General features: G+C 28.4%; 21 protein-coding genes, 1 riboswitch and 1 other annotated feature. Of the genes, 17 read left to right on the top strand and 4 right to left on the bottom strand.

Translation table 11 applies throughout. The annotated features are described in order from the left end of the window. Nucleotides 1–36 precede the first annotated feature (36 nt). Both ABDZ60_RS01340 and ABDZ60_RS01335 read left to right on the top strand, forming a co-directional pair. Nucleotides 37–1,518 carry a peptidoglycan-binding domain-containing protein gene (locus tag ABDZ60_RS01340; protein ID WP_343775226.1) on the top strand — a complete coding sequence of 494 codons (1,482 nt, stop codon included), beginning with the start codon at nt 37–39 and terminating at the stop codon, nt 1,516–1,518. A 224-nt stretch (nt 1,519–1,742) separates the two neighbouring features. After that, nucleotides 1,743–3,518 (top strand): heme NO-binding domain-containing protein, encoded by a 1,776-nt coding sequence (locus ABDZ60_RS01335; protein ID WP_343775224.1) that lies wholly within the window; start codon nt 1,743–1,745, stop codon nt 3,516–3,518. A 69-nt stretch (nt 3,519–3,587) separates the two neighbouring features. On the opposite strand, the gene ABDZ60_RS01330 is transcribed toward ABDZ60_RS01335, so the two are convergent. Next, complete coding sequence (locus tag ABDZ60_RS01330; RefSeq protein ID WP_343775222.1) at nt 3,588–4,646, bottom strand: YkvI family membrane protein; 1,059 nt, start codon at nt 4,644–4,646, stop codon at nt 3,588–3,590. 132 nt (nt 4,647–4,778) lie between these two features. Here ABDZ60_RS01330 and ABDZ60_RS01325 point away from each other — a divergent pair, with 132 nt between their 5' ends. From ABDZ60_RS01325 to ABDZ60_RS01300, 6 genes are all read left to right on the top strand, one after another. After that, a complete protein-coding gene (locus ABDZ60_RS01325) occupies nt 4,779–5,888 on the top strand; it encodes a hypothetical protein (protein ID WP_046999913.1) in 1,110 nt (369 codons plus the stop codon). 83 nt (nt 5,889–5,971) lie between these two features. After that, nucleotides 5,972–6,898: a tRNA modification radical SAM protein MnmL/YtqA gene (gene mnmL, locus ABDZ60_RS01320; RefSeq protein ID WP_343775220.1), complete on the top strand. Its 927-nt coding sequence runs from the start codon at nt 5,972–5,974 to the stop codon at nt 6,896–6,898. Nucleotides 6,899–6,929: 31 nt separating this feature from the next. Beyond that, entirely contained in the window at nt 6,930–7,661 is a 732-nt protein-coding gene (locus ABDZ60_RS01315) for a 2-phosphosulfolactate phosphatase family protein (RefSeq protein WP_343775218.1), read from the top strand. 294 nt (nt 7,662–7,955) lie between these two features. Then, on the top strand, nt 7,956–8,513 hold the full coding sequence (locus tag ABDZ60_RS01310; RefSeq protein WP_016206927.1) for a sigma-70 family RNA polymerase sigma factor: 558 nt from the start codon (nt 7,956–7,958) through the stop codon (nt 8,511–8,513). A 1-nt stretch (nt 8,514) separates the two neighbouring features. Then, nucleotides 8,515–9,780, top strand: a complete 1,266-nt coding sequence (locus ABDZ60_RS01305; RefSeq protein ID WP_343775214.1) for a hypothetical protein — start codon at nt 8,515–8,517, stop codon at nt 9,778–9,780. A 347-nt stretch (nt 9,781–10,127) separates the two neighbouring features. After that, nucleotides 10,128–10,940 (top strand): CAP domain-containing protein, encoded by an 813-nt coding sequence (locus ABDZ60_RS01300; protein ID WP_343775212.1) that lies wholly within the window; start codon nt 10,128–10,130, stop codon nt 10,938–10,940. Between the two features lie 80 nt (nt 10,941–11,020). Here ABDZ60_RS01300 and ABDZ60_RS01295 read toward each other — a convergent pair whose 3' ends face one another. Then, nucleotides 11,021–12,196 (bottom strand): class I SAM-dependent rRNA methyltransferase, encoded by a 1,176-nt coding sequence (locus ABDZ60_RS01295; protein WP_343775210.1) that lies wholly within the window; start codon nt 12,194–12,196, stop codon nt 11,021–11,023. A 289-nt stretch (nt 12,197–12,485) separates the two neighbouring features. Between ABDZ60_RS01295 and ABDZ60_RS01290 the strand changes: the two genes are divergently transcribed. Continuing rightward, nucleotides 12,486–13,187, top strand: coding sequence for a hypothetical protein (locus ABDZ60_RS01290; RefSeq protein WP_343775208.1), 702 nt, complete (start codon nt 12,486–12,488; stop codon nt 13,185–13,187). Between the two features lie 125 nt (nt 13,188–13,312). After that, nucleotides 13,313–13,495, top strand: coding sequence for a hypothetical protein (locus tag ABDZ60_RS01285; protein ID WP_046999919.1), 183 nt, complete (start codon nt 13,313–13,315; stop codon nt 13,493–13,495). 170 nt (nt 13,496–13,665) lie between these two features. Here ABDZ60_RS01285 and ABDZ60_RS01280 read toward each other — a convergent pair whose 3' ends face one another. Beyond that, entirely contained in the window at nt 13,666–13,884 is a 219-nt protein-coding gene (locus ABDZ60_RS01280; RefSeq protein WP_016206921.1) for a (2Fe-2S)-binding protein, read from the bottom strand. A 290-nt stretch (nt 13,885–14,174) separates the two neighbouring features. Further along, nucleotides 14,175–14,425, top strand: a binding site (T-box leader). A 166-nt stretch (nt 14,426–14,591) separates the two neighbouring features. On the opposite strand from ABDZ60_RS01280, the gene ileS reads away from it, so the two are divergent. Together ileS and ABDZ60_RS01270 are read left to right on the top strand one after the other, a co-directional pair. Beyond that, the gene (gene ileS / locus ABDZ60_RS01275; RefSeq protein WP_343775205.1) at nt 14,592–17,702 is read left to right on the top strand and encodes an isoleucine--tRNA ligase; all 3,111 of its coding nucleotides are present in this window, start codon (nt 14,592–14,594) and stop codon (nt 17,700–17,702) included. Between the two features lie 182 nt (nt 17,703–17,884). Continuing rightward, nucleotides 17,885–18,883, top strand: coding sequence for a LacI family DNA-binding transcriptional regulator (locus ABDZ60_RS01270; RefSeq protein ID WP_343775203.1), 999 nt, complete (start codon nt 17,885–17,887; stop codon nt 18,881–18,883). Between the two features lie 261 nt (nt 18,884–19,144). Here ABDZ60_RS01270 and ABDZ60_RS01265 read toward each other — a convergent pair whose 3' ends face one another. Then, nucleotides 19,145–19,330, bottom strand: a complete 186-nt coding sequence (locus ABDZ60_RS01265; RefSeq protein WP_016206919.1) for a hypothetical protein — start codon at nt 19,328–19,330, stop codon at nt 19,145–19,147. A gap of 185 nt (nt 19,331–19,515) precedes the next feature. On the opposite strand from ABDZ60_RS01265, the gene ABDZ60_RS01260 reads away from it, so the two are divergent. From ABDZ60_RS01260 to ABDZ60_RS01240, 5 genes are all read left to right on the top strand, one after another. Continuing rightward, complete coding sequence (locus ABDZ60_RS01260) at nt 19,516–20,091, top strand: nucleoside recognition domain-containing protein (RefSeq protein ID WP_016206918.1); 576 nt, start codon at nt 19,516–19,518, stop codon at nt 20,089–20,091. An 18-nt stretch (nt 20,092–20,109) separates the two neighbouring features. Further along, the gene (locus tag ABDZ60_RS01255) at nt 20,110–20,634 is read left to right on the top strand and encodes a spore maturation protein (RefSeq protein ID WP_016206917.1); all 525 of its coding nucleotides are present in this window, start codon (nt 20,110–20,112) and stop codon (nt 20,632–20,634) included. 118 nt (nt 20,635–20,752) lie between these two features. Next, the gene (locus ABDZ60_RS01250; protein ID WP_016206916.1) at nt 20,753–20,965 is read left to right on the top strand and encodes a hypothetical protein; all 213 of its coding nucleotides are present in this window, start codon (nt 20,753–20,755) and stop codon (nt 20,963–20,965) included. Nucleotides 20,966–21,226: 261 nt separating this feature from the next. Continuing rightward, nucleotides 21,227–21,667 carry an ACT domain-containing protein gene (locus tag ABDZ60_RS01245; protein ID WP_016206915.1) on the top strand — a complete coding sequence of 147 codons (441 nt, stop codon included), beginning with the start codon at nt 21,227–21,229 and terminating at the stop codon, nt 21,665–21,667. A gap of 15 nt (nt 21,668–21,682) precedes the next feature. Then, nucleotides 21,683–22,915 (top strand): aminopeptidase P family protein, encoded by a 1,233-nt coding sequence (locus ABDZ60_RS01240; protein ID WP_343775198.1) that lies wholly within the window; start codon nt 21,683–21,685, stop codon nt 22,913–22,915. A gap of 78 nt (nt 22,916–22,993) precedes the next feature. Further along, nucleotides 22,994–23,171: riboswitch (Lysine riboswitch) on the top strand. Nucleotides 23,172–23,188 lie beyond the last annotated feature (17 nt).

Here is a 23,188-nt window from a genome sequence, read left to right as displayed (position 1 = left end):
ATATTAATTAGAGGAAAAATATTAAAGGAGTAATATATGGCAGAAAAGGGTAGATTAAAGGTACAATGTTTTGTTAGGGAAAGCTATATACCTGTTGATAATACTAGAATAGTCATAAGACCATCAGTTGGAGGTGAAAGTACAAATGATATAGTTTTATCAACTAACTCTATGGGAGAATCTGAAATAGTAGAATTAGATGCTCCTCCATTAGAATATTCACAACAGCCAACGGGACAAGTACCTTATAGTATGTATGATATAAGAGTAGAAAAGGATGGCTTCCAAAGTATATTAATAAATAGATGTCAAGTTTTCCCCGATGAATTAGCAATACAAGAATGTAATCTTATAGAATCTTTAAATAGGTCTTATAGAATGGAAACAATAAATATTCCGCCGAATACAGCAGATGTTTCACCAACTAGTTTAAATGGATTAACTGGATTAAACGGAATTACTGAATTAAACGGAATGACCGGATTAAACGGAGCCACTGGATTAAATGAATCAAATATAAATGAAATTATAAATATAGGTCCGAATGTATTAAATGGGAATTATCCAGAGAAGATTCCAGAGGAAGAGGATAAACCATTACCACCTCCAACAAGTGGAGTAGTTTTACAAACACCAGTTGTACCTGAATTTATAGTAGTTCATGCAGGAGGACCTAATAACACAGCAGCACCAAATTATAGAGTTCTATATAAGGATTATATAAAAAATGTAGCATCTTGTGAAATATATTCAACATGGTCAGAAAATACAATAAGATCAAATATATATGCTATAATTTCTTTTACCTTGAATAGAATATATACGGAATGGTATAGAGGTAAGGGAAAGAACTTCGATATTACAAATTCAACAGCATACGATCATGCATTTACTTATGGAAGAAACATATTTGAAAGTATTAGTAGAGTAGTGGATGATATTTTTGCAACTTATATAAGAAGAATTGGTAGAAAGCAACCTCTATTAGCTCAATATTGTGATGGTAAGAATGTATCTTGTCCAGGATGGATGACTCAATGGGGAAGCAAATACTTAGGAGATCAAGGGAAAGCTCCTTATGATATATTAACAAGTTTTTATGGTAGTAATATAGAATTAGTAACTGCCGAGCAAGTTAAGGGGATTCCTAAATCATATCCAGGATACAACTTAATAATAGGTTCTTCAGGACAAGAGGTTAGAACAGTACAAGAATTTTTAAATAGAATATCACAAAACTATCCATTAATTCCCAAAGTAGCTCAAGACGGGATATATGGTGCGAAAACTGCTGAAGCGGTAAAGGTATTTCAAGGAGTATTTAATTTACCGCAAACAGGAATAGTAGATTATGCAACTTGGTATAAAATATCAGATATTTATGTAGGTGTAACAAGAATAGCAGAATTAAGAAGTAGCGCTAGAAATGTTCAAAGGATATTTATACCTCCTAGGTCTTTTGATAACTATTACGATTCAACAGTTCCTAAATTCAATTATATGGATGACATGATATAGTATAAATAAATTAATAATTAAAAAATAATTTGATTTTTAAAACTCCTGCGGGAGTTTTTTTGTTAAGTTTCCATCTTGTATTATTAATTTTTTATCATGAATAGGTATTTATAAAAAAAATATACATCCTTCGACAGCCCTTCTTTTTTTATTATAATAGAGGTATAATAGATATAAATATGTGATAATCTTAACAGTGTTATTAGAAATTAAGGAGGTAGAATATGAAAGGCACAGTTGTTTCTACATGGATAAGAACCTGTAGAGATTTGTATGGAAATGATATTATAAATAAAAGTTTAAAATCTGTAGATTGGTCGGAAGATATAGTATTTACACCTTTAGAAGATGTAGATGATACAAAAATATTTAAGCTTATAGAAGTTATAGCTAATAATGTAGATATTTCTATAAATGATTTATGGCAAGTTATTGGGGAAAATAATTTAACTAAGTTTTCAGAAGATTATCCAGTGTTCTTCAAAAGAGTAAATTTATATAAGTTTTTGAATTCTCTTAACTTTATACACGCGATAATAATGAAGAAGATAAGAGGCGCAAAGCCACCTAAAATGGCATTGGAACCGGTAACAAATGATAGCATATATTTTACATATAGATCAGATAGAGAATTATTTGATTATTTTTTAGGGTTATTACATGGCAGCGCTAAATATTTTGGAGAAAAAATTGAAGTAAAAGAAATAGAAAGAAAAAAAGGGGAACTTAAAGTACATATAAAATTTGAAAATACTATTGAGCATAGTAAAAAGTATAAGTTTAGCAAAGCTTTATCTAGCATGGGTTTAAAAAGCTTAGAGCTAAAGATGACAATTCCTATATTCATTATTATGACTTGTGTTGGTATAGTACTTTCAGGATTAGTTAAGGGTCTATTAATTGGAGGTATATCAGGAGTTATTTCAGCTGTTGTATCATATATGACAGTAAAGCCTTTAAATGACATAATAGAAAATATAGAAAATAGAAATTTTGAAGACATTGATAGAAGTATTAAAACTAATGATAAGCTTGAAAAAATATATTTAGGAATATCCAAATTAAAAGATAGTATAGGTAAGGACTCAACGTCTGCTAATCTTGCAATAAATGAATTGTCAGTATTTACGAACAACATGTACAATACTACAGAAAAGATGAAGGAAGCAACTAGAGAAATAGCAAATTACTCAGAGCAGGTTTCACAATTAGCTACTCAACAAGAGATAAGTACTGAAACCCTTGTAAAGCAAACAAATGAAAATATGGTAGCTTTAAAAGAACTTGTACAATCTGAAAATAAAAACAAATTGGAGCTAGATAAATCAGTAGAAAAAATTAATCAAAGTCATATTAATGTGGACAAGTCTAGCGAAGCTATAAAAGAGTCATTAAAATCATTTATGAATGTAAAAGAAAAAGGTAAAAATCTTAAAGGTAAAACTGAAGATATTACTAATATAGTATCATTAGTTTCAGGAATTGCAGCACAAACCAACCTTTTAGCATTAAATGCTTCAATAGAAGCAGCAAGGGCTGGAGAGCAAGGTAGGGGGTTTGCGGTAGTTGCAGAAGAAGTTAGAAAGCTTGCAGAACAATCTCAACAAGCAGTAAAGGATATTAATAGTAATTTATTATATTTTGCAGATGAAATAAATTCATTAGTGGGTAGCATAGAAAGCCAATATAGTGTATTAGAATTAGAAACAACTAATTTAGAGAATGTAAGAAAAATAAGTTCAGAAGCAAATGACCTAATTAAAGTTGTATCAGATGAAACTAATAAATCAATAACTCAATTAAATAGCGAAGTGGAATCTGTAGAAGAGATGTTTAAAACCATTGATTCATTGGCAGCAATTGCAGCAGAAAATGCATCATCATCACAAGAAGTTAATAGAAATATAGAAGAGTTTACTAACAATATTCAAGACATGATAGAAACCCTTCAAAAGGTTAAAGATGTTGGAGATAACTTTGCAAATGATATAGAAGTATAATTAAAAAAATTACACCTAAGAGGTTCTGAAATTTGAAGCCTCAGGTGTAATTTTTTTATTTTAGGACTTTTAATTTAACTCATGTTTATGTTTAAAATAAAAATAAATAGTTTGAATTATGAATACTAAACTAAGTAATCCAAAAAAAGGATATAAGGATCCGATTAATTTAGAAAATCCAATTCTGGATATAGGAAAGGCAATAATGATAACTAAGAAAATTGCTTTCTTAAAGTCTATGTTTAAAGTATTATCCAATGTTTTACTTATAGAGTAAACATCAGAAACTTCAGTCGAAAACATCTCTAACCAAATTACGACTAGTAACAATGCTTGAATTATGTTTCCAAAACGTTGGGCCACGAATAACAAAGGTACTTCATATTGATGTATATATGGTTGATTTATCATTAGCAAGAAATTTATTGCAAAGCTTAAAGCAGCTAAACCTAAGGCTCCTAATGCTATTCCATAGAACATGGTTTTAGGTTTTCTAACTTGATTGCTTAAAGGAACCAACACTCCTAGACAACAAAGGGTATTGTAACCTGAGTATAAAATAGTAGATAAGGTTATCCCTGTTTTGCTGGGTTCAAACTTAGTTAAAAATTCTAATGAAATCATATCTTTGCAAAACATAAAATATAGTATGGTTATTGTAGTAATAGTTATAACCAAAGTTGGAACTATAAAGGAGTTTACTTCTATTAATCCATCGGTATCTCTTAAAAGGAAAAATATAGCTAAGACTATCATTATAAGAGAACCTATTATCTTAGGTATTCCAAAAAATTGATTTATTAAAGCTCCGCTACCAGCTAAAATAATTGATGCACTAGAAATAAGATAAAGAGTAGTAATAACACCCGTTATTTTACCAAGAAGATTTGGGCTAACTACTTTTATTACATCTCCATAAGAATTTAACTTATACTTAATACTTATTTTTGAAACTATAGATCCCATTATTACATAAAATATGCCACAAGCTATAATTCCTACAAAACTAGATATTCCATATGAAGTAAAAAACTCCTTAATCTCTTGTCCAGAAGCAAGTCCAGCCCCAACTATTGTTCCTATGAAAACAACAGCTATTTGAAAAATTTTAGAAAGTTCCCGTTTCATTTATATATCCCCCTAATTTCTATCTATTAACAAATATATATGTATTGAGTTACTTTTATTCTTCAAAAATGAATAAGGTATATATTCTTAGGGAAAATAAGTTTAAGGACAATATGTAAGGAGGTATTATAAATGAAGAATAGAAAAATAATAATGTGTTATTTATTAGTAATTATGAATCTTTTTTTATTATCATGTTCTAAAAAAGAAATTAACGAAGAAGCTAACATAGATTTATTTAACCCTAAAGCAGCATCAGAAGTAGCAAAGGATTATTTAAGCTATGTGAAAGAGAATAATATTAAAGAAGCAAATAATTTATGTACAGATCAACTTATAAGTAAAAATAAAGAAATATCTATGGGAGGAACAAGAATAATATCTTATGCACCTGATAATTTAATAGAATCCTCAGGATCTGCATATATATTATTTAATGTAGTTAGGAATTCAGAATCAGAATCAAGATGTGATTTAGATAATTATGCAATAAAGGTAGTTAAGATTGGTGATGAATACAAAATAGATGAAATTAAATCTATAAACAAAAAACAAGTTTTTGTTAGAGATAGATCATTAAGAGTTATTGGAGAGGATGGAGGGAAAAGCGATTTAATACTAACATTAAACAATTTGCCAAGAGATATTTATTTAAGTGAAAATAAAGTAATGCTTTATAAAGAACAAACACCAAATGAAAAATTTGGGCCTATATCAATAGGATATAGGGGCCAAAAGGTAGCAATTTCAACAATAGGTGATAATAAATCATTTATATCAATTGCATATATGGAAGAAAGTAAGGAAGCCCAAGCCCAAGCACAATCAGAAGAAGCGGGTGGATCAGCAGATAAGGGGATTACAGGAAGTACCAATTTAGAAGAAGTATTAGATAAGCCTATAGCAAAAAAAGTAATATCACTAGATATTTTAGATAACATAAAGTTACAAGACTTGATTTTCTCAAAGGAAGAGGAATATTTAATAGTAAGTTATTTAAATTCTAATTCATTAAATAGAATGAATGTTTATAGCACATCAAAAGGTGATCTTATTAAGCTAAAATTTAATGAGATGTTTCCAGAAGATAAGTATAACATAGCATTAAAGGAATTTGATAAAAATACAATTACCATTGAAGTAACAGGAAAGGCTAAATTAGATAATATAAACAAAGAAGTTATAGGTAATTATAAAGTAAATATGGAAGAGGAAGAAATTGAAAAAATATTTAATTCATAAAAGGCTTAACATATAAAAATATTGTAGTAGAATAAAAGTACAACTTAAAATAAAGTTGTACTTTTACTTTTTAGGAGGAACTTATGAAAACATGGAATGGTAAGAGATATCATAGTTTAAACTATTATCTTAGAAATAAATTTAATGAAAAAGTGTATAAAATATCACTAGATGGAGGATTTACATGCCCTAATAGGGATGGGAAAGTTGCTACGGGGGGATGTACTTTTTGTAGCGCAAGAGGTTCTGGAGATTTTGCAGGAAGTAGAATTTTATCAATAACAAAGCAGTTTGAAGATAGAAAAGATATGATGGAGAAAAAGTGGAAGGATGGAAAGTTAATTGCATATTTTCAAGCTTACACAAATACATATGCTCCAGTAGACGAACTTAGAGAAAAGTATGAGGAAGCTTTAAAGCAAAAAAATGTAGTAGCAATATCAATAGCAACAAGACCAGATTGCATCGATAATGATGTTTTGGAGTTCTTAACAGAGCTAAATAAAAAAACTTATTTAATTATAGAGTTAGGCCTACAAACTATAAATGATGAAACGGCAAGAGACTTTAATAGAGGATATGATTTTGAAGTGTTTGATAATACTTTAAAAAGGCTATTAGAAAGAAATATAGAAGTTGTAGCTCATACAATTTTTGGACTACCAGGAGAAACAAAAGAAGATATGCTAAAGACTGTTGATTATATAGCACATTCAGGAGCCAAAGGTATAAAATTTCATTTGCTTCATTTAATGGAGGGAACAAAGATGGTTAAACAGTATGAAAGCGGAGAATTAAAATTGTTAAGCCAAGAAGAATATATAGATTTAATATGTGAAGGAGTCTCTATGTTGCCAGAAGAAATGGTTGTTCATAGGCTAACAGGAGATGCGCCAAGAGAATTATTAATAGGTCCTATGTGGAGTTTAAAAAAATGGGAAGTGTTAAATGCTATAGATAAAGCATTAGAAGATAATGATATTTGGCAAGGGAAAACTTATATCAATTAACAATCAACAATTAATAATGAGGGGGGTTTTTATGAATATAGATGTTATTATATCAGCGGATCATATTAAGGAAGAATATCTAGAAAATAAAACTGTGGTAGTGATAGATATGCTAAGAGCAACATCTGTTATTATTACAGCCTTAGCCAATGGAGCGAAGGAAGTCATTCCAATGTTGACTGTAGAAGAATCTTTTAAGAAGAAAATGGAACTTTCAAAATTAGGAATACCATCTTTACTTGGAGGAGAAAGAAGAGCGGTAAAAATAGGAGGATTTGACTTCACAAATTCACCATTAGAATATACTAAAGAAAAGATAGACCAAAAGGTAATTATATTAAGCACTACTAATGGGACAAGGGCTATTAATTTGAGTTTAAAGGCAAAGAAAATATTAATAGGAGCAATGATAAACGCTAATGCTGTTGTTGAATTATTAAAAAATCAAGAAGAGGATATAGTATTTATAAATTCAGGAACCAATGGTGAATTTTCTATGGATGATTTTATATGTTCAGGATATATGATAAATTTATTGTGCCAAAGTCATGAACATAACTTATCAGATATAGCAAAGACGGCTAGATATATATATGCTAATAATAGTGATGTGGTACAGTATATAAAAAATGCTAGGCATTATAATGTATTGAAAGCTTTAAATTTAGAAGAGGATTTAAAATATTGTTGTAAAAAAAGTATTGTTGATATAGTTCCCATAGTCAATAAAAGTAGCAAAACTATATCTATAATTAGTAAATGATAATAAATTTCAATTATTTTAAATTTTCTATTGACAATAATATGAAAAGATTATATTATAATATTAGATTGATAATGAATATCAATTAAGCGGAAAAAATACTATTAAAAGCTCCACACTTTTAATAGTATGGATTATATACAAACAAACTAAACTCCTATAATTATAGAATTTATTTCAATAAAAGATGACTAAGCATTACACTTAGTCATCTTTTATTTTGTTTGAAAATAATTGTAATATTTTTAATTTATTATCGATATATAAGATGAAGAAGTAAATAGGAGTGAGTAAATGCGAATTGATGAGAATAACTTTATAGAGAACTTAAAGAAGAAGCATCCTAAAGCTTTAAATTATATTGTAGATACTTATGGAGGATTAGTTAATACAATAATCACTAATGCGCTTAAGTCAATTGGAGACAGAGGGTTAATAGAAGAATGTATAGATGATGTGTTTATTGCTGTATGGGAAAATGGATATAAATTTATAGGAACTAGAGATAACTTTAAAAGTTGGATAGCGGGGATATCAAAGTATAAAGCAATAGATTATTTTAGGAAAAATTCTAAAAGAATTAATACTGAAATAATAGATGAAAATATATCTGACAAAAAGGATTTAGAAGAAGAGTTTATAAATAGTTTAGAGTCAAAAAGGTTACTGAAACTTATAATGACCTATGAAGAACCTGATAAAAGTATTTTTATTAGAAAATTTTTACTAGGAGAGACAAGTATTGAAATAAGTAAAGCAATTGGAATGACAATAAGCAATATAAATACCAGGATATTTAGGGGGAGACAAAAAATAAAAAAAGATTTCTATGGAGAAAAGGAGGTATTATAGTATGAAAGAAAAAGATATTTATGAATATTTAAACAATCTTAATATAGAAACCATAGATGAAGAAATTTCATTAAATAAAATTGATAAGAAAAGAATAAAAAGGAGACTATATAAGAAAATATTTTATAATAACAAAAGAAGATATTTAATAGTTGCACTATTATTTTTAAGCTTTATATTTGTAATATCTCCTATAGGAAAAGATGTAATTGCTAAAATAAAAGAAAAATTAGTCTTTAGTGCTTCACATGGTATTATTTCTTTAGAAGAAGATAAAGAACTATATATGTTAGAAGAGCCTTTTAAAGTAAATATCAATAATAAGGATATATTAGTTAAGGGTATAATAAAGAAAGGCGAGAATTTATTTGTTCAAATAATATCAGAATCATATCCTGAAGAAGCTAAAGAAATAGCATCTGGAATTAAAATAAAGTTAGAAGATGGAGAAGTAATTAATATTGACGGTTATGGTATTGGTTTTAGTACTACATCAGTTATAGAAGTTGGAATTAATATAAAAAACAAAAAAGTGAATAAATTTGTATTAATGTTTAAAGATGAAGAACTAAAGGAAGTAACTTTAGAAAAGGCTGAGTATAAATATAATTATAATGATATTGGTGGAAATATAGATAATAAAGGTATATTAATAGGTGGAACTAGTTATTATGTACAAGGAGAAAGATATTTTAGACTTTGGAATGATGAAAGTGCGATAAGTTCAAAGAAGTATAATGTATCTATAGGAAATATAAAAATTGATAAGGTGTTAGATGAAGGTGGAAAAAGTTTGAACTTTGAAGCTAGTAATGATGGTACTGGTAAGGAATATAAAATATTAGAAGAATATAATGGAAAAATAAATATAGAAATAAAGGAAATAAGTTTAGAATATAAGTTTAAAAATCCCACTAAAATAACAATTAAAGATCCTAAATATGCAGGAGATTATAAATTAAATCAAGAGTTGTCATTCGAAGGAATAGATGATATCGCAAAGATAACAGAAGTAAAAAGATCAAATGATGAAGTTGTAATAGGTCTTGATTTTTCTAATAATAATTCAAGTGATAGATTTATATATATGATTTTAGATAGTTCTAAATACAGTGGAGGAATGGGGGATATGGAAAATTTAATTGGCGAAATAAATATTGATTATGAAGATATAAGTATCTTTGAAAAGCTTACAAGGAAAATAAACCTTAAGCTTGATGATATCGATATTTTGCAAAAGGGAAACTGGAAATTTACAATAGAATAATTTAAAAAGTATTAGAAATGTAATATGATTTTAGAAGAAGATATAAGAAACTTTATTAACTTAAAAATTATATAGAAAAGCTTTAATCAAAAATTAAATGAAGTGTATTATATAATATAAGGGTTTAATAGATAATAAAATCATAAAAATTAAAAAAATAATTAAGAAGAAACTCAACTAATAAAAATTAAGTTTCTTCTTAATTTTTAAAATTTATCAATAGTAAATAATTTTATCCTTTTATTAAAACATTTTCATTAATTACAAGGTAACTCATATTTAGTGTAATCTATTATTATGATATTATTAATATTGTACATAAGATTAAATTAAAGGAGGAAATTCCTATGAGCAAATCTAGAATAATTACTCTTATAATTTCGGGATTCTTAGCCATAGCAGTGGCTGGTGGAGTATACTATACATATTCTAAAAATGAAGTTGGTGATAATAACACAACTAATATTGAAGAAAACAAAAAACTTGCATCTGATAAAAATAAGAATGATAATGATAAAAATAAAGAGACTGAGATACCAGATAATAGTGATGGAGGACCAAATATTAATGAAAAAAATAATGATGGAAGTCCTGATTTAGGTGGTAATGTTCCAAATAATAATGATAATTCTAATAACGAAACTATACCTCCGAGTCAACCAGAACAAGCGCCTCAAGCTCCACAAGGAGGTAATGTTAATCCTAATACTATTACGCCAGAGGTTCCACAACAACCATCAACCTCAGATAATAGTAATTATATAGCAGAAATTGAGCAAGCTATTTTTCAAAGAGTAAATAAAGAAAGAGCAGCTGCAGGACTTACAGCTTTAAGCTATAATACAACTATGGAATACTATGCTAGAATAAAATCAAAAGATATGGGAGATAAAGGATATTTTGATCATAAAGATCCACAAGGCAGACTAATTACGGAGCAAATGAAAGCAGATGGAGTATCATATAATGCTTGGGGAGAAAATATTGCCTATATTCAAGGTGTTAGTGGAAATTCTACTTTGGCAACACAGTTTATGGATAACTGGATGAATTCTCCAGGACATAGAGCCAACATATTATCATCAAATTTCAGTAGTATAGGCATTGGTGTTTATAAAATAGGAGACACTTATTATGCAACACAAGAATTCTATAGATAATAAATAATAATTAAAAAAGCTGTTATTTTACAATTGTAATTTGTGAAATAATAGCTTTTTAGATAAATTTGTTTAAATTATTATATAACTTGGAATATAAAGAATTTTAGATAATAAGATTCATCAGAATTCCATAAAATTGGATGGTCTGCACTTTGAGTTCTTATTTCAACTTGCCTTAAGGTTCTTCTAGCATCATGAGCTGCTTCTTGAACTGTTTTCTTTAATTGTTCTTCACTCATATAATGAGAGCAAGAGCAAGTTGCGAAATAACCACCTGATTTAACCATTTTTAAACCTCTAAGATTTATTTCTTTATAGCCTCTAATTGCAGATTTAATTGTGTTTCTTGACTTTGTAAATGCTGGAGGATCGAGAATAACAACATCAAATTGTTTTCTTTCTCTAGACCAGTCACCAAGAATATCAAAGGCATTATGACATTCAAATTTAACAGTATCTTGAAGATTGTTAAGTTCTGAATTTTTTCTAGCACAATCGATGGCATGTTGAGATACATCAATACCTAATACTGATTTAGCTCCTGCAATACCAGCATTTAATGCGAAAGACCCTGTATGAGTAAAACAGTCTAATACATCCTTGTTCTTACAAATTCTATGTATAGCAGCTCTATTTTCTTTTTGGTCTAAAAAGAATCCTGTTTTTTGGCCGTTTTCTAAATCAACTATGTATTTAACTCCATTTTCTATTATTTCAACATTTGTATCAAAGGGTTCAGTTAAAAATCCTTTGGTTTGTTCAAGGCCTTCTATTTCTCTTGTTTTTATATCACTTCTTTCATAAACGCCCTTAGCAGAATACTCATCAACTAAAATTTTAACTATTATATCTCTATACTTATCCATACCTAGAGTAGAAATTTGAATTACATAATAATCTTCAAATTTATCAACAGTAAGGCCAGGTAAAAAGTCAGCCTCCCCGAAAATAAACCTGCAAGATGATATATCTATAACAGTTTTTCTATATTCAAATGCATTAGAAAATCTCTTTTTAAAAAAATTATAATCTATTTCCTCGTCAATGTCTGTTGTCATTATTCTTATAGTAATTTTACTTTTATCATTTATATAACCTTTACCTATAAAAAATCCTTTATGATTATATACTTCAACTATATCACCATTTTCATAATCACCATCATACTCATTTATTTCATCAACATATATCCAAGGTCTTCCTTGCTCAGCTCTTTTGTTTTTACCTTTATGTAAATAAAACTTACTTGCCATAACTTATCATATCTCCTTTTTAATTAAATCTTATAAAATTATAACATATATATAATTAAATCAATATTATAAAGTTTAATAGTATAAGCTAAATACAATAACTCTATACAAATTAATAGGTAATAGCGCAAAAAGAATTAGATGATAAACCTAAAAGTAATATAAATACATTTAAGGTTTATTTTGTTATATAAATTTGATACAATATATATATTAATTTTTAATAAATAGGAAAATCACAATTTATATTTAGTATGCAAATATTTAAATAGTGATTAGGAGGATTAGTATGGAAGCAAAAAGACTTAAAGGAACCATAGCAAAATTTTTAGCAATAGTAGTAATTGGTGGGATAGGAATAGGGGCCAAGGCTCTTTCTGATAACAGAATAGAGAAGAAATTAGCTTTAAGTGCTAAGGCTTCTGAAGAATCTAAAAAGGCCGAAGAAAATAAAAAACTTGAAGAAATAAAAAAAATAGAAGATGAGAAAAGGGCAGAAGAAGAAAGAGCTGCTGAAGAGATAAAAAAAATAGAAGAAGCTAAAATGACAGAGGATACTAAGAAAGCTGAAGAGGTACAACAAGTTGAGCAAAAGATTGATACGCAAGATCAAGCTATAAATAACAAGATAAGGGGGTTTGTTGACTTAAAGAATGGAAATAAATTTTATAGATACCCATCTGATCCACTATATAATAAATTATCTAGTTTTGGAAGTTATGAAGAATTTGCAACGGAACAACAAGCAGAGGCAGCAGGTTATCAACTAGCACCTAAAAACACTAGTGTTGCACAAAATGATAAAACTCAAGTAGTAAGATCTAATAGTCCGGTTAGGGGATATGAGGATGAAAAACTAGGTGGAAAATTTTATGTATTTCCAAGAGATAGAGCATATGATACTTTAGGTACTGAAGGGCAAGGTTATGTACAATTTAACAATGAACAAGAAGCTATAGATGCAGGATATAAGGTAAAGCCTGCACGTTAATAAAAAAGGCAAAAATAATTTTTCTATATAGTAAATTCAGTAATAAATTTATATTAACTAGTTATGAATATAAAATATAAATATAAATATAATTATAATATAAAACAATTATTTGGGGGATTTAGATGATATTTAAAGCAATTGTTATACCAACTCCAAGAAGAATACGAAGGTTTGTGGAGAAGAAAATAGATGAATTTACAAGTGAGAGCATAACAGCAAATGAAACTGTGAATAAGGAATTAGAACATATTGATATAACAAAAGATACTTTTAAAAATTATGGATTATCAGTTAGACTTTTTTAAATGAAATATTAGACATATGTAAGGTTAATTTATTATGGTGTCCTTTTTAGGTCAGCACAAACTTACATATGTCTATTTTAAATTTAAACAAAATATAAGCCACCTGTTTCCATAACAGGTGGCTTAGGGGAGATATAATCTATATGCTAATATAGTTTGGGGGAACTATATTAGTTATTTTCCAGATGTTTATCAATCAAATTTTGGATTGTAGGGGTACATCTGTAGCCTCTGCATCCACCTGTACAAGCTCCTGTTGCCTTTGAAACTTGTTCTACGGTATGAGCTCCGGCTTTGATTGCATCTTTTATTTTGGATCTTGGTATTGCCTTGCAAGTACAAACTTTAGTAATCTTATCAAGGACTTGTTCGTTTAAGTTATTTTCCATTTAGTTTTCCTCCTATATATTAAGAAATAGACTAAGGAAAATAAAGGGGATAAAAAATAATTATTGTTTATTCTTTATGATTAAATTATATAGCTATCAATAAGGAAAGTCAATACTAATTAATAAAAATTATTAGATAAGTATAAGTTTGTCAATTGGTATTGATAATACTATTTTGTGAAAATTATATTTAAATATTCCTAAATATAATCTTTTATATTATTCTACTTTGTAGTAGAATATAATTATTATTAACATAATGATTATATTTATATTAGCTTATTCAATAATTAAAGACTGTGATTAGGAAAAGTACTTAGTTGGATACTTTAAGAGAGTGGCTGTTTGGTGGAAAGTCATAGAGAAGATTAAGGAAAATCACCTAGGAGTTTGAGACTGAAAGGTAAATTTACTAATTAAGTTTTCACGTTAGCCAGCGTTAAAGGATAGAGTATGATTGTACTCGAAATAGAAAGTTTTTCATAATTTTATGATAAACTTATGACCTTAGGTGGTATAGCGAATTATCTTCGTCCTATTGGGCGAAGTTTTTTTTATTTAATTTATGTTTAGTAGCAATCAGCTTGTGAATAATTACTAGTCTATAGTTAATAATGTAAAATATAGATTAAGGGTTATGATAAAGATAAGTATAGTCTTAAACTAGTATATTTAATATAAATTGATCAAAAGAAGGGAGTTTATATATGTACAAAAAAGTTGAACTGTCAAAGGGCTTTGTTGGCATGGAAAAGGAAGTAGCAAACCTTTGGAAAGAAAATAATGTTATTAAAAAGAATTTTGATATGAATCAAGATGGTGAGTATTTTACATTTTATGATGGACCTCCAACAGCAAATGGAAGACCTCACGTAGGACACGTTTTAACAAGAGTTATGAAGGATATTATCCCAAGATACAAAGTTATGAAGGGATACAAAGTTATAAGAAAAGCAGGTTGGGATACTCATGGATTACCAGTTGAACTTGAGATTGAAAAGAAACTTGGAATTTCAGGGAAAGAGCAAATCGAAAGTTATGGAGTAGAGAAGTTTGTTACAGAGTGTAAGGAATCAGTATTTACTTATGTAAACATGTGGGAAAAAATGACTAATCAAATAGGATACTGGGTAGATATGGAACAGCCTTATGTTACATATCATAACTCATATATAGAATCTGTTTGGTGGGCATTAAGCCAAATGTGGGAAAAAGGACTTTTATATAAAGGTCATAAAGTAATGCCATACTGTCCAAGATGTGGAACAGGACTTTCTTCACATGAAGTTTCACAAGGATATAAGGATGTTAAGGATTTAACTGCTATAGTTAAATTTAAAGTTGAAGGAGAAGAAAATAAATATATATTAGCATGGACAACAACTCCATGGACATTACCTTCAAACTTAGCGTTATGTGTAAATAAAGCTTATGATTATATTGAAGCGAAAGTTGGAGATGAAACATTAGTACTTGCTAAAGATTTAGCTTCAAAGGTATTAGGCGAAGACTATGAAGTAATTAAAGAGTTTAAAGGAACTGAATTATTAGGAACTAAATATGAAAGATTACTTCCTTTTGGTGAAGTTGAAGGAAAGGCATTTGAAGTTATTCATGGAGACTATGTAACTTTATCAGATGGTACAGGGATAGTTCATATAGCTCCTGCATATGGTGAAGATGATAGTTTTGTTGCAAAGAAAAATGGAATAGGCTTCATAAACCTAGTAGATGCTAGTGGTAATTTTGTAGATGAAGTAACTCCATGGGCAGGAAAGTTTGTTAAAAAGTGTGATGAAAGCATAGTTAAATACTTAGATGAAAATAACAAGTTATTTAAAGCTGAAAAGCATACACACTCATATCCACACTGTTGGAGATGTGACACACCACTTCTTTATTATCCAAGGGAAAGTTGGTTTGTTGCAATGACTAAGCTTAGAGATAAGCTATTAGAAAATAATAATAAAATTAATTGGTATCCAGATAACATAAGAACAGGTAGGTTTGGTAAGTTCTTAGAAAATGTTATTGACTGGGGAATATCAAGAGATAGATATTGGGGTACTCCACTTCCTATATGGGAATGTGAATGTGGCCATAAAGAATGTATAGGAAGTATAGAAGAATTAAAAGGAAAGGGAATTAATGTTCCTGAAGATATAGAGCTGCATAAGCCATATATAGATAATGTTCACTTAAAGTGCCCTAAGTGTAGTAAGGAAATGACAAGAACAGCTGAAGTTATTGACTGTTGGTTTGATTCAGGATCAATGCCTTTTGCACAATTACATTATCCATTTGAGAATAAAGAAGTATTTGAAAAGAATTTCCCAGCTCAATTTATTTCAGAAGCTGTTGACCAGACAAGAGGTTGGTTCTATACTTTATTAGCTATTTCTACAGCTATATTTGATACGAATTCATTTGAAAATTGTATAGTTTTAGGCCACGTGTTAGATAAGAAAGGCTTAAAGATGTCAAAGTCAAAAGGAAATGTTGTAGATCCATTTGAAGTTTTAGATTCACAAGGAGCAGATGCAACAAGATGGCATTTCTATACAGCAAGTGCGCCATGGCTTCCAACAAGATTTTCTATTGATGATGTTCAAGAAGCACAAAGAAAGTTCTTAAGTACTTTCTGGAATGTATATTCATTTTATGTTTTATATGCAGATTTAGATAAGTTTAATCCATTAGAATATAAAGATTTTAAATCAAAAAATGTAATGGATAAATGGATAATGTCAAAGCTTAATACATTAATTAAAGATGTTGATGACAATTTAAATTCATATAATATAACTCAAGCTGCATTAATTATTGAAGAGTTTACAGATGAACTTTCAAATTGGTATGTAAGAAGAAATAGAGCAAGATACTGGTCAGAAGACTTAACTGAAGACAAGATTGGTGCTTATGTTACTTTATATAGAGTCTTAACTACTTTAGTTAAAGTTGCAGCTCCGTTTGTACCATTTATAACAGAAGAAATTTATCAAAATTTAGTTGTAGGCTTAGATGAATCAGCTGTGGAAAGTGTACATTTATGCACATGGCCAACTTATGATGAAAATGCTATTGATGAAAAGTTAGAAAAAGAAATGGATTTAGCTTATACAATAGTTAAACTTGGAAGAAGTGCTAGAAATGGTGCTAACATAAAAAATAGACAGCCGCTTTCAAAGATGCTTTTATCAACAGCAGTAATACCAGAATATTATGGTGATATAATAAAAGATGAACTTAATATAAAAGTCGTAGAATTCGGTGCTGATTTATCACAATATGTTAATTTTGAAATTAAGCCTAATTTACCTGTATTAGGAAAGGCGTATGGTAAGTTAATTCCAGGAATAAGAAAAGAAATAGCTTCAAGAAATCAAATGGAATTAGCACAAAAACTTCAAAATGGTGGAACTGAAACTATAATAGTGAATGAAACTGAAATAGTTTTAAATAGTGAAAGCGTTCTAGTAACAATGCAAGGTTTAGAAGGATATGCTTTTGCTGGAGAAGGTCAAATAGGAATAGTTCTTGATACTACTATTACAGAAGAATTAAGAGAAGAAGGACATTTAAGAGAAGTAATTTCAAAGATTCAAAATATGAGAAAAGAGAAAGGCTTTGAGGTTGCAGATAAAATTAAATTATTTATTTCAGATAATGATATGTTAATAGGCGTAATTAATAAATATTCTGATGTAATAAAAAGAGAAACTTTAACGCAAGAGATTGCAGTAAATGAAAAGGCAGATTATACAGAAACAATCATAAATGGCGAAAAGCTAAATATGACAGTAGAAGTTATAAAATAGGTAAAGATTTTATTAAAAGGTTAGAAGTTTCTACTAAACTTCTAACTTTTTAACTCTATTATAGTAAATTATTATAAAGAGAAAGCTTGAATATTGTATTAATTATTTGTAAATAGTATAATATATAGATAATATATAGTAGAATAAGGAAAAGATTATAATAAAAATGGAGTGATGTTGGTATGGCTACTTCTATAAAAGATGTTGCTAAAGAAGCGGGCGTCTCAATTGCTACTGTTTCTAGAGTTTTAAATGACATAGATGTTGTAAACGAGGATACGAAAAAAAAGGTCTTAGATGCAATAAAAAAACTAGGATATAGACCTAATATAGTAGCAAGAAGCTTAAAGACGCAAAAAACAAAAACTGTAGGTATTTTAGTTCCTGATATTTCAAGTGGTTTTTATCCTGAAATAGTTAGAGGAGCAGAAGATGTTGCTAATATTTACGATTATAACGTAATATTATGTAATTCAGACTTTGATGATGAAAAGGAAAAAGAATATTTAAGAGTACTTAAAGAGAAAATGGTTGATGGAGTTATATATATGAGTTCATCACTGCAAGAAGAAACTTTACAGATAATAAATGAATTAGATTTAACTACAGTATTAGTTGAAACTAAAGATAAGGATGAAAGCTTACCAAGTGTAATAATAGATAATATAAAAGCTTCAGAAGAAGCTACAAATTATCTTATAAACAAAGGTTTAAAAAATATAGCATATGCTGGTGCTAAAAAGGATAGTATGAATGCTTGGGGTGATAGATACATAGGTTATGAAAATGCCCTAAGAGATAAAAATATCAGTATAGACGAAGATTTAATATATACAGAAGGATTAAAAGTTAAGACTGGGTATGAGGCCGTAGAATATTTCGAAAATAGCAATAAAGCTTATGAAGCAGTAGTATGTGGATCCGATGAAATTGCTATGGGTGTAATAAATGCACTAAGAGAGCGTGGAAAAAAAGTTCCAGAAGATGTAAGCGTTATAGGATTTAATGACAATGCTGTTTCTTCAGTTTTCTATCCTAAAATAACTACTATAAGACAACCAAGTTATGATATGGGATCAGTAGCTATGAGAATGCTTATAAAAATGTTAAACAAAAAGGAATTAGATGAATCACAGTTTATTCTTGAATATGAGCTTATAGAAAGAGAAAGCTGTAAATAGTATTAGTAAGGGGATATCGTAGATATCCCCTTAATTGTAAACTTTATACTTTTTTGTTCTGAAGTATTGCTAGCGGATGAAAATCATGGTATAATTATGACAATATATTATTAAACGTTTTCAAATTTCGACTGTGTGTAAGAGAAAGTATGATAGTGTATGGTCTTAAGATTAGAAGTGGGTTATCTAATCAAAAAAATGTGAGTTATAAGTCATAAAAAAACAACTTCGTTATCGAAGTTGTTTTTTTTATAATAAATATTAAAGAATTCCTTCAGTTTTTAAAATACTTTCCAATTCTTGAACCTTTTCTGTTAATGTAAGAAACTTTTCCTTTAAGATATCTTTAGAAAGGTCATCTCCATCGATGACGCTTACCATATCATCTACTGTTTTTAATGCATCATCTATATCTTGTTGAGCTAGTTTTAAGTTTGCTTCTTTCATAATTTGTCTCCTTTAAGCATATAAACATAATTAATATTACATATATTTATCCTATCACTAATAAATACCTTATGCAAGGCATATATTGTATAAGGCAAAATCAAATAAATGATAGACCAATAGTAAAGTATCTTTAGTTTATTATTCATTTTAATATGCCTAAGCAATTTATAAGAGGTGAGATTTTGATAAACTATATTTGGTTTGGAATGATATTTTTAGGGGTATTAATTGGATTGTTAACAGGTAATGGAGAGGTAATATCAAAAGCTATAATATCTTCTGCTGATTCAACTGTTTCATTAATTTTAGGGCTAGTAGGGCTTATGTGTTTTTGGTGTGGGGTAATGAAAGTAGCAGAAAAAAGTGGTTTTACGAATAAACTTGCAAAGATTTTAAGACCAATATTAAAGCTTATTTTTAAAGAGGCTGCTAAGGATGAAAAGGCATTAGGAGCAATAGTTATGAACATAACAGCAAATATGATGGGGCTGGGTAATGCAGCAACACCATTTGGTATAAAAGCTATGCAAGAAATGGACAGGTTAAATAAGGAAAAAGGAACAGCATCAGATGACATGTCATTATTTTTAGTGCTAAATGCAGCTTGTATACAATTAGTACCTTCAACAGTAATATCAATAAGAGCTGCTTGTGGCTCAAGTAATCCAGGCTCAATAATACTTCCAGCAGTACTAGCAAGTACTATTGCTGCTATAATGGGAGTTATTTGTTGTAAAGTATTACAAAGATATTTTTAATAGGAGGTGTATAATAAAATGTTTCAATATTTAACCAAAAGTATAATTCCTATAATAGTTATTATAATCATTACTTATGGAATGTTTAAAGGACGCAAAGTCTACGAATGGTTTATAGAAGGAGCAAAAGATGGGTTGAAGGTTTGTTTAAACATATTTCCATATTTATTAGCTATGATAATAGCCGTGAACATATTTAGGGAAGCAAAATTATTAGATATATTAAATAATATGGTAGCACCAATTGGTGGGTTAATTGGATTGCCAAAGGAGGTAGTTCCACTAGTATTAGTAAAGCCCTTATCAGGCAGTGGAGCTATAGGAATTCTTACTGATATACTAAAAACACATGGACCGGATACACCAATAGGATTAATTTCCTCAGTTATTATGGGGACAACAGAAACAATATTCTACACAATAACAGTTTACTTTGGAGCAGTTCAAATTAAGAAGATAAGGCATACATTATGGGCTGCTATATTAGCTGATTTAACAGCTATAATAGCTGCAATTTTCTTGGTGAATAAATTTATAATGTAGTGAATTTATTAAATAAATAATTAACAAATTTTAATCAATACGTAATAATTTTGTAACTAGTTATTAATGAAAGTATCTTATAATAAAAATATAGAAAGAAGGAGGGAAGTGTATAAACATGGAATGGAATGACAAATTATTTTTGTCAGAAGAAGAATTGAAATTACTAACTATGTTTCTTGCTTATGGAGTAGGACTCGGAGTTTTAGCAGGGTTATTTACAGGAAACATTCAACTGTGTTTTGCATTAGGGGGAGTTATATCTATATTGATTTCACTTTTGAAAATATTTATAAATAGAATAAAGAAATCAAATAAGATTCATATATAAATAATAGTAGATATCTAAGTATATTTATTATAAATTTAATTATACTTTAAATTTATGATATTATGTAGAGTCTCAAAAACTTATATAAAAGTTTCAACAATGTATGTTTTGAATTTTGCTTAAGTAGTAATGTTAACTTGTAATAGTATTACTTAGTAATGATGTAGATTATTAATTGAAACATATATATTTTATTTTAAATAAGCTATATAATTATTAATTATATAGCTTATTTAATTTTAATATAAGGTAGGTGACTTTATGTCTTCGGAAAAGTTTTATATAGTTAGTGGGAGAGTATTGCCGGAGGTTTTTAAAAAGGTTTTAGAAGTTAAGGAAAACCTTATTACTGGAAAGGCAAAGGATATAAGTGATGCTGTGAAACAAACAGGGATAAGTAGAAGTACCTTTTATAAATATAAAGATTATGTTTTTCCAATGACAGAAGGGATACATAGTAAGAAAATAACATTAGTTGTATTACTATCTCATGAAACTGGAACTTTATCTAAGGTTTTAGATTGTATTGCTTTTAATAAGGGAAATATATTAACAATAAGTCAAGATATACCCATAAATATGGCTGCAAATGTCACTATAACACTTGACATATCTAATGTAAAAAAAGATTTAAAACATTTAGTAAATACTTTAAGAGCACTACCTAATGTAATTAGCGTTAAGGTATTAGCAATGGAATAAGGAGGACATTAATTTATGAATAAGAAATTTTATAAAAGTAATAGAAATAAGGTTTTAAATAAAATTAAAGATAATTCCTTATTAATATTATTTGCTGGAAATGCCCCAAAAAAAACTGCTGATGAAAAATACCAATTTACACCAAATAGAAACTTTTATTATTTAACTGGGATAGATGAAGAAAATCATATTTTAGTCTTATCAAAATTTAGTGGTAAGATAAAGGAATATTTATTTATAAAAGAGGTTGACCCTATTATAGAAAAATGGGAAGGAAGAACTATAAGAAAAGAAGAAGTACTTGAAATTTGTGATATAGAAGATGTTAGATATTTAGGTGAATTTAATAATTTTATAGATAAGATAATTTCAGTTAATGAAGAGATAAATATCTATTTAGACCTAGAAAAGGAAAATAATTCATATAAGTATGCACATGAAATTAAGGATAAGTATTACAACTTAAATATAAAAAATGCATTTAAACTTATAGGTGATTTAAGAATTATAAAAAGTGAAGAAGAAATTGAAAGAATTAGAAAAGCTATAGAAATTACCATAGAAGGTATAGAAATATTGATGAAAAATTCTAAATCTGGAATCAAGGAATATGAACTAGAGGCATATTTTGATTTTATATGTAAGAAAAGTGGGGTAAAGGATTTTGCTTTTAAAACTATTGCAGCTGCTGGGAAAAATGCAACGGTTTTGCATTATGTAACCAATGACTCAGAATTGAATGATGGAGATTTGATATTATTTGATTTGGGAGCTCAATATAAATATTATAATGGAGATATATCAAGGACATTCCCTGTTAATGGTAAGTTTACGGAAAGGCAAAAAGAAGTATATAATGCGGTTCTTAGAGTAAATGAAAAAGTTATTAAAGAAATGAGACCAGGAGTAAGCTTTTTAGAGTTAAATAGTAAAGCAAGAGAATGGATTGCTGAAGAGTGTATTTCACTTGGATTAATGACCAATAAAGATGAAGTTTCAAAGTTTTATTATCATAGTATAGGGCATAGTTTAGGCATGGACACACATGATATAGAATTAGAAAATAGGGATGTTATATTCGAAGCTGGGATGGTATATACTGTTGAACCAGGAATATATATAGAAGAAGAGAATATAGGAGTAAGAATAGAAGATGATATTCTTATTACTGAGAATGGTAATGAGGTATTAACTAAAAATATGATTAAAACTATAGAAGAAATAGAAAAATTTATGGCAAAAATATAAAGTAATACAGTAAATGTTAATAGTTGATTTAGTCAGTTAATGATTATATAATATGTGTATAAAATAAATATAAATAAAGACAAGGGTAGAGGAGCGATACTTAAAAGTACTATTAATGAGGTAAGCACTTAGATTTAGTAGGAAAGGAATTATCGCCGAAGTGTATGATTGATGCTTTAAGATCATGTTACTGGGGTTGCATAAAATATGTGTAACACTGTCACAAATTTTGTTATTGTGATGAGCTATCGCTTGAGGAATTTTACTTTTTGA

Source organism: Clostridium sartagoforme, assembly GCF_039521405.1.
In the GTDB taxonomy this organism is placed as follows: domain Bacteria; phylum Bacillota; class Clostridia; order Clostridiales; family Clostridiaceae; genus Clostridium; species Clostridium sartagoforme.
This window is presented reverse-complemented; position numbering and strand designations above follow the sequence as displayed.

What these genes read in the sequence shown, in the direction of transcription:
- ABDZ60_RS01340 (WP_343775226.1), top strand. Translation starts at nt 37, where the DNA reads ATGGCAGAAAAGGGTAGATTAAAGGTACAATGTTTTGTTAGGGAAAGC.
- ABDZ60_RS01335 (WP_343775224.1), top strand. Translation starts at nt 1,743, where the DNA reads ATGAAAGGCACAGTTGTTTCTACATGGATAAGAACCTGTAGAGATTTG.
- ABDZ60_RS01330 (WP_343775222.1), bottom strand. Translation starts at nt 4,646, where the DNA reads ATGAAACGGGAACTTTCTAAAATTTTTCAAATAGCTGTTGTTTTCATA.
- ABDZ60_RS01325 (WP_046999913.1), top strand. Translation starts at nt 4,779, where the DNA reads ATGAAGAATAGAAAAATAATAATGTGTTATTTATTAGTAATTATGAAT.
- mnmL (WP_343775220.1), top strand. Translation starts at nt 5,972, where the DNA reads ATGAAAACATGGAATGGTAAGAGATATCATAGTTTAAACTATTATCTT.
- ABDZ60_RS01315 (WP_343775218.1), top strand. Translation starts at nt 6,930, where the DNA reads ATGAATATAGATGTTATTATATCAGCGGATCATATTAAGGAAGAATAT.
- ABDZ60_RS01310 (WP_016206927.1), top strand. Translation starts at nt 7,956, where the DNA reads ATGCGAATTGATGAGAATAACTTTATAGAGAACTTAAAGAAGAAGCAT.
- ABDZ60_RS01305 (WP_343775214.1), top strand. Translation starts at nt 8,515, where the DNA reads ATGAAAGAAAAAGATATTTATGAATATTTAAACAATCTTAATATAGAA.
- ABDZ60_RS01300 (WP_343775212.1), top strand. Translation starts at nt 10,128, where the DNA reads ATGAGCAAATCTAGAATAATTACTCTTATAATTTCGGGATTCTTAGCC.
- ABDZ60_RS01295 (WP_343775210.1), bottom strand. Translation starts at nt 12,196, where the DNA reads ATGGCAAGTAAGTTTTATTTACATAAAGGTAAAAACAAAAGAGCTGAG.
- ABDZ60_RS01290 (WP_343775208.1), top strand. Translation starts at nt 12,486, where the DNA reads ATGGAAGCAAAAAGACTTAAAGGAACCATAGCAAAATTTTTAGCAATA.
- ABDZ60_RS01285 (WP_046999919.1), top strand. Translation starts at nt 13,313, where the DNA reads ATGATATTTAAAGCAATTGTTATACCAACTCCAAGAAGAATACGAAGG.
- ABDZ60_RS01280 (WP_016206921.1), bottom strand. Translation starts at nt 13,884, where the DNA reads ATGGAAAATAACTTAAACGAACAAGTCCTTGATAAGATTACTAAAGTT.
- ileS (WP_343775205.1), top strand. Translation starts at nt 14,592, where the DNA reads ATGTACAAAAAAGTTGAACTGTCAAAGGGCTTTGTTGGCATGGAAAAG.
- ABDZ60_RS01270 (WP_343775203.1), top strand. Translation starts at nt 17,885, where the DNA reads ATGGCTACTTCTATAAAAGATGTTGCTAAAGAAGCGGGCGTCTCAATT.
- ABDZ60_RS01265 (WP_016206919.1), bottom strand. Translation starts at nt 19,330, where the DNA reads ATGAAAGAAGCAAACTTAAAACTAGCTCAACAAGATATAGATGATGCA.
- ABDZ60_RS01255 (WP_016206917.1), top strand. Translation starts at nt 20,110, where the DNA reads ATGTTTCAATATTTAACCAAAAGTATAATTCCTATAATAGTTATTATA.
- ABDZ60_RS01250 (WP_016206916.1), top strand. Translation starts at nt 20,753, where the DNA reads ATGGAATGGAATGACAAATTATTTTTGTCAGAAGAAGAATTGAAATTA.
- ABDZ60_RS01245 (WP_016206915.1), top strand. Translation starts at nt 21,227, where the DNA reads ATGTCTTCGGAAAAGTTTTATATAGTTAGTGGGAGAGTATTGCCGGAG.
- ABDZ60_RS01240 (WP_343775198.1), top strand. Translation starts at nt 21,683, where the DNA reads ATGAATAAGAAATTTTATAAAAGTAATAGAAATAAGGTTTTAAATAAA.